This window comes from Paracidovorax cattleyae, assembly GCF_900104515.1.
GTDB lineage: Bacteria > Pseudomonadota > Gammaproteobacteria > Burkholderiales > Burkholderiaceae_C > Paracidovorax > Paracidovorax cattleyae.
Window position 1 is genome coordinate 1 of the sequence record NZ_FNJL01000070.1, and the last position, 6,024, is coordinate 6,024.

Here is a 6,024-nt window from a genome sequence, read left to right on the forward strand (position 1 = left end):
GCTGGCCTTGGCGCCCCTGCGCCACCCGGATGATGGAGCGCAGGTCCGAGACCATTGCCTCGAAGCAACCCGCATCCAGCCAGCGACGGCTCTGCTGGTAGACCGCCTCCCAAGGCGGCAAATCGTTGGGCAGCATCCGCCAGGGCGCTCCCGCGCGCACCAGCCAGCGCAGGGCATTGAAGACCTCTCGCAGATCGTGTCCACGCTGAGGTGCGTGCGGGTCCATCAGGGTCAGGTATGGCGCAGCGAAGCTCCATTCTTCGTCGCTGACGTCTGTCGGGTAGGGCTTGCGGGGCATTTGCAAACTCTACCTCCCGCATCGCACTCATGAAGCAAAGTTCATAACACGCTCTAGCGTTCCATCGTCCCGCAGCACTGCCCCGCGCGAGTGACCGCGGGGGCGCCCAGCCTCCGGCGGGGACACGGGCGGGGCGGTATTCCCACGGTGGGAACAAAAAAGAGAAAGCCGCTACAACTTTCATGGCTGTAGCGGCTTCGCTGATCTGGGGTGGCTGATGGGACTCGAACCGGAAACGAGGGGTATCAGGGGGTTTTGAGGGGCCTTCATCGCCCCTCTGTCCTAGGGGGGAGCCCCCTGGATACCCGCCACTGCCCCGGCTCCGCCCCCAATTGTGCCCCTGACTTTTTTTCGCTTCGCTCATTTTTCCGCCAACTTGATGGCGCCGAATCTACGCCTCTGCATTCTCACCCAAAGAAGTTGCAGATCAGGAAACTTACAAGTACCAACTCCTTGTCCTCTCAGTCGGCTGACTGCATCAGGATCTTTTTTCTGGCAAGGCGGGCCAACCTTCATGGACTTGTCACATTCCCCAACTAGCCTGATTGGTGTAACCGTATGCATCAAAAAGATGGAGCTACTGGGTGCGTCATCAAATCGGGGAGGCAGTTGACGAACTTTTTAGGGAAGCCGACATACCGGTGGCCCAGTACGTTCGCATGTCCACGGAGCACCAAAAGTATTCTACCGAGAACCAAGCCGCAGCAATCTCCGAATATGCCAGCCTGCACGGCATGCGGATCGTCAAGACCTATGAGGACGCGGGCAAGAGCGGTCTGAACCTCAAAGGTCGTCTTGGACTGCAGGCGTTGCTTCATGACGTACAGAAGCCAATGCCAGGCTTTCAGGCAGTTCTTGTTTACGACGTCAGCCGGTGGGGTCGCTTTCCCGACCCTGACGAAGCGGCGGCCTACGCGCACATGTGCAAAAGCCACGGCATTCAGGTGATTTACTGCGCCGAGCCATTCAACAACGATGGCTCCATTTCATCCACCGTTCTTGTCGGCCTCAAACGCAGCATGGCCGCCGAATACGTGCGAGAGCTTGGCGTCAAGGTGTTTCATGGGGCGTGCAATATCGTCAGGCATGGCTTTCGACAAGGTGGAACGCCGGGCTTCGGCTTGCGTCGCCAACTCATCGACGAACACCTGAACGTGAAGGGCCTGCTTTCCCGCGGCGAGAGAAAGAGCATTCAGACGGACCGCGTCATCCTTGTGCCAGGACCGCCAGACGAAGTTGCGTTGGTGCACCGCATCTACCAGATGTTTCTCAAGGATGGTATGCCGGAACGCGTGATCGCCACTGTATTGAATCGGGAAGGACTGGTTTCCGACATGGGTACGCCGTGGACACGCGGCACCATTCATCAAATCCTCACGAACGAAAAGTACATCGGCAACAACGTCTATAACCGCACCTCCTTCAAGTTGAAGGTTCAGCACGTTCGCAACCCGCCGGAGCAGTGGGTTCGTCGGGAAGGCGCATTCGAGGCGATTGTTTCCGTCACTCTGTTCATGCAGGTGCAGGCCATCATCGCGGCTCGTTCGCACCATTTGGACGACGGACAGATGCTTGGCATGCTGCGGCAAACGCTTGAGCGGCACGGTGCACTCTCCGGCATCCTGATCGACGAGGATGATGATGCGCCGTCCAGTTCCGCATATCGAACTCGATTCGGCAGTCTGCTCCGCGCTTACAGCCTCATCGGCTACACCCCTCGGCGCGACTACGCCTACCTAGAGATCAACCGAGCGTTGCGGAGGCGCCACCCTGAACTCATAGACGAAATGGCCTCTGGTATCCAACAGTCTGGCGGCTGGACTTTCAGAAACGAGACTACCGACTTGCTCACAGTCAACGGGGAGTTCACGACGTCACTGGTCATTGCACGGTGCAAACCGACGCCAGCAGGAACCTACCGCTGGCGCATTCGGTTCGACGCAAGCCTTCACCCAGACATCACGGTGGTAGCGCGCATGGATCCCTCGAATCAGCGTGCTCACGACTACTACGTATTGCCCGCGATCGACTTCTCCGCTGAAACACTGCCGATCCTGGAAGACAACGGCTTCACGCTGGACGCCTATCGCACCGATTCCTTGGACAGCTTTTACCAGTTGGCGGGGCGGATGCCCCTGTCGGAGGCCGCATGACCAAACCACCGCCGCGCATCGAGATGATCCCTATCGCCGAGATCACCATCGCAAACCCGCGCGTACGTAATCCGAAAATTCACAAGACCATCACGGAAAGCATCGAGCAAGTCGGGCTCAAGCGGCCGATCACAGTCCGCCGCGTCCACCCTGGTCAAGGTGATCTGCCTTACGCACTAATATGTGGACAAGGTCGACTGGAGTCCTGCAAATTGCTGGGCCAGAGCGAGATTGCGGCTCTCGTACTGGATGTCGATGAAGAAACCGGCCACGTCATGAGCATCGTGGAGAACGTTGCCCGGCGTACGCCGAGAGCGGTCGAGACCATGGAACAGGTTCGGGTGCTTAAACAGCGCGGCTACAGCGACTCGGAGATCGCTACCAAGCTGGGCTGCACGGCGTCCTGGGTAAACAACGTAGCCAACCTGTTGGAGCGTGGGGAAAAGCGCCTGTTGGCTGCCGCCGAGGCCGGGCATATCCCGCTGCACCTGGCCGTTAGCATTTCCCGATCCAGCGACAGCGAAGCACAGCAACTGTTGCTTGACGCCTATGAAAGCGGTGATCTCAAGGGCCGCAAGGTGACCATCGTGCGCAAGATACTGGAGCAGCGCACCCGCAGCGGCAAGAAGGGAAACAACAGTTTCGCCAAGGCCTCCACTCGCAAGCCAATGACGCCAGAAGAACTGGCGAAGCTGTACAAACGGGACGTGGAGATGCACCGACGGATTCAAAAAAAGTCCGAGTACACACAACAGTCGCTGTTGTTGGCCCGGCAGATTTTCAAGGAGCTGTTTGCGAACAAGGAATTCTGCGCACTCCTCAAGACCGAGAAGCTCACCAGCGTTCCACAGCCTTTGGCAGATTTGTTACCTCGCGGAGGACTGGGTCGATGACGAAGATGGCGCACAAACAGGTCCGATTGGGATTCGAACGCGACTGCGTGGAAGTTCCTCTAGATCAGATCCATTGCCCGATTCCATTGCCGGGCGGCATCAAGGAATCGGTAATATACCTGCAGATTCGCAGCTCAGTTCAAGCGATAGGGTTGGTGGAGCCGGTCGTCGTGTCCATCAACCGTGAGCAGACGGGTACTTTCATCGTGCTCGACGGCCGGATGCGGCTAGAAGCTTTGCGGGACTTGGGTGCGCAACGCGTGTTGTGCCTAATTTCCACAGATGACGAAGGCTATACCTACAACAAACGGGTGAACCGACTTTCCGTCGTCCAGGCACATCGCATGATCGTGCGCGCCGCCGAGCGTGGGGTTTCCGTACAGCAACTGGCAGAAGCACTGAATGTTTCCCCTGGCGCCATCCGCGAGAAGTTTCGGTTACTTGATGGCATCTGCACCGAAGCCGTGGCGCTGCTGGCGGACAAACCGGCAACCTATGGCATGTTCCGTGTTCTCAGGCAGATGAAGCCCTTTCGCCAGATCGACGTGGCACAAGCCATGGTCAATCTTGGGAACTACTCCATCAAGCTGGCAACCGCGATGCTGCAAATGACTCCCGCAGATCAGTTGACGGAAGAAGCGACCTCCAAGGCACAGCGCGGGGGTCCAACTGAAGCCCTTCAGCGTTTGGAGCGCGAACTGGCAGCCACGCAGGCCGATACACGACTACTTGAGGAAGGGTACGGCCCTGCAAGCCTTCAACTGGAGATCATCAAGACTCATATTGGAGCGTCCTTGCTGGAAAACGCCGCGGTCGTTCGATGGCTGGCCAAAAGTCACCCAGAGTATTTGCAGCAGTTGCAACGCATTGCGGACATCAAAGAACTGGCTTCTCAGTGAGCAAGTAAGAATTCGCTCCTTCTTGACGACGAAGTGCGCAATGCCTTGATCCGTAGTCCACTTCAGGGAGATGCACCTCACCTCACCCGCCGCTCGACTCCCGGCCTTTGGCTGACACGCGCCGTGACAGCCCCCGGGGGTGAGAGCCCGAAGTGAATGCCTCGCTCTACGCTGCCGCAGGCTCAAGAAATGAGGTATCAATCGATTTATTGGGGTAATCACGGCGAAACATGCCCCAATTCACTGTAGCATTACCCCTTTCTTTGCTGCCTGGATGATGCTGCATGCACTCGCTCTCGCCCGACTACCTCGCCAAGCTACGTTTCGATACGCAGCAATTGGCGACGCTGCGCGCCCTGGGTGAGTACCGGGGCAAGCAACAGCTCTATGTCGCCCAGTCGCCCGAGGTCCTGAGCGACCTGCGCCAGGTGGCGGTAGTCGAGTCTACCGAGTCCTCAAACCGCTTGGAGGGCGTGGTGGTTGCGGCGCACCGGCTCAAGTCACTGGTGCTCAAAAACGCCGCGCCGCAGAGCCGATCCGAACAAGAAGTGGCAGGCTACCGCGACGCGTTGAGCCTGATCCACGAAAGCGGGGAGCAGATGCCGTTCTCGGAAGGCACCGTGTTGCAGCTTCACGGCATCTTGTATCGCTACATGCCCCAACCGGGCGGGCACTGGAAGGCGACCAACAACGACATCATCGAGCGCCACCCTGATGGTAGTTCGCGCATCCGATTTCGGCCGGTGGCCGCGCATCTGACGCCCATGGCGATGAACGACATGATCGCGCGCTACCGCTCGGCGCTGGATCAACATCTGGCCGATCCGCTGGTGCTTGTGCCGCTGGTCGTTCTTGACTTTCTCTGCATTCACCCGTTCCCGGATGGCAACGGCCGCATGGCGAGACTGCTGACCTTGCAACTGCTCTACCACTTCGACTATGCCGTGGGCCGCTTCATCAGTCTGGAGCGCATCTTCGAAGAATCGAAAGAAAGCTACTACGAGACGCTGGAGGCCAGCTCGCAGCACTGGCACGACGCCACCCACAACATCGCCCCGTGGCTGGATTACTTCTGGGGCGCCTTGTTGCGTGCCTATAAAGAGTTTGAAGAACGGGTGGGCACCATCGAGCGCGGGCGCGGAGCCAAGGGCGACCGTGTGCGCGCAGAGATTCTCAAGCGCCAGTTGCCCTTCTCCATATCGGAAATTGAGGAAGCCTGTCCTGGCGTCAGCCGCGACATGGTGCGGGTGATTCTGCGTGCCATGAAGGCCGAAGGATTGATTGAACCGAATGGCAAAGGCAGGGGGGCCAAATGGCAGCACAAACAGCCATGACCCTCTGCAGGGCCGCCGTGGCTCTTGGCGCGTCACGCGCCCACAAAGAAGACAAGGGAGAGAAGAACCGTGGATGACGTTTTTCAGTTTCGCAACCAGTTGGTTGACCGTTACAGCAACTTCTCTCGCAGCTTTGACCTGCCCCCTTCAGCCGTGCCAATGTTGAGTTAGCGAGTCCAAGGGTTTGGAGATTACTTGATCTCCGGTTGTTGCACAGCATCGCCAGTGCGCTGGCGATGCTGTGCGGCGAAACTGGCCGGCGGTATGCGCCCCAGTGAGCTGTGCGGGCGTACTTCGTTGTAGTCCCGCCGCCATCGGGCAATCTCCTGCCTGGCCTGTGGCAGTGACTCGAACCACTGCTCATTGAGGCACTCATCCCTGAACTTGCCGTTGAAGCTCTCAATGTAGGCGTTCTGCGTCGGGCAGCCTGCGTCGTTGAGCAAGTGC

General features: G+C 58.6%; 6 protein-coding genes. 4 read left to right on the forward strand and 2 right to left on the reverse strand.

Annotated features, from left to right (window positions below; translation table 11 throughout):
* Nucleotides 1-298: transposase (locus BLR05_RS25270; protein WP_143016039.1), on the reverse strand; the 298-nt coding region annotated here is incomplete at its 3' end.
* 641 nt (nucleotides 299-939) lie between these two features.
* On the opposite strand from BLR05_RS25270, the gene BLR05_RS25275 reads away from it, so the two are divergent.
* The 4 genes from BLR05_RS25275 (at nucleotide 940) to BLR05_RS25290 (ending at nucleotide 5,577) form a co-directional block, all read left to right on the forward strand.
* On the forward strand, nucleotides 940-2,451 hold the full coding sequence (locus tag BLR05_RS25275) for a recombinase family protein (protein WP_279616045.1): 1,512 nt from the start codon (nucleotides 940-942) through the stop codon (nucleotides 2,449-2,451).
* The gene (locus BLR05_RS25280) at nucleotides 2,448-3,344 is read left to right on the forward strand and encodes a plasmid partitioning protein RepB C-terminal domain-containing protein (RefSeq protein ID WP_092840527.1); all 897 of its coding nucleotides are present in this window, start codon (nucleotides 2,448-2,450) and stop codon (nucleotides 3,342-3,344) included. Before BLR05_RS25275 ends, BLR05_RS25280 begins: the two co-directional genes overlap by 4 nt.
* Nucleotides 3,341-4,243, forward strand: a complete 903-nt coding sequence (locus BLR05_RS25285) for a plasmid partitioning protein RepB C-terminal domain-containing protein (protein ID WP_092840529.1) — start codon at nucleotides 3,341-3,343, stop codon at nucleotides 4,241-4,243. Before BLR05_RS25280 ends, BLR05_RS25285 begins: the two co-directional genes overlap by 4 nt.
* Nucleotides 4,244-4,527: 284 nt before the next feature.
* A complete protein-coding gene (locus tag BLR05_RS25290; RefSeq protein ID WP_092840532.1) occupies nucleotides 4,528-5,577 on the forward strand; it encodes a Fic family protein in 1,050 nt (349 codons plus the stop codon).
* Nucleotides 5,578-5,768: 191 nt separating this feature from the next.
* Here the strand turns inward: BLR05_RS25290 and BLR05_RS25295 are convergent.
* On the reverse strand, nucleotides 5,769-6,024 hold a 256-nt coding region (locus BLR05_RS25295; protein ID WP_143015861.1), incomplete at its 5' end, for an integrase core domain-containing protein.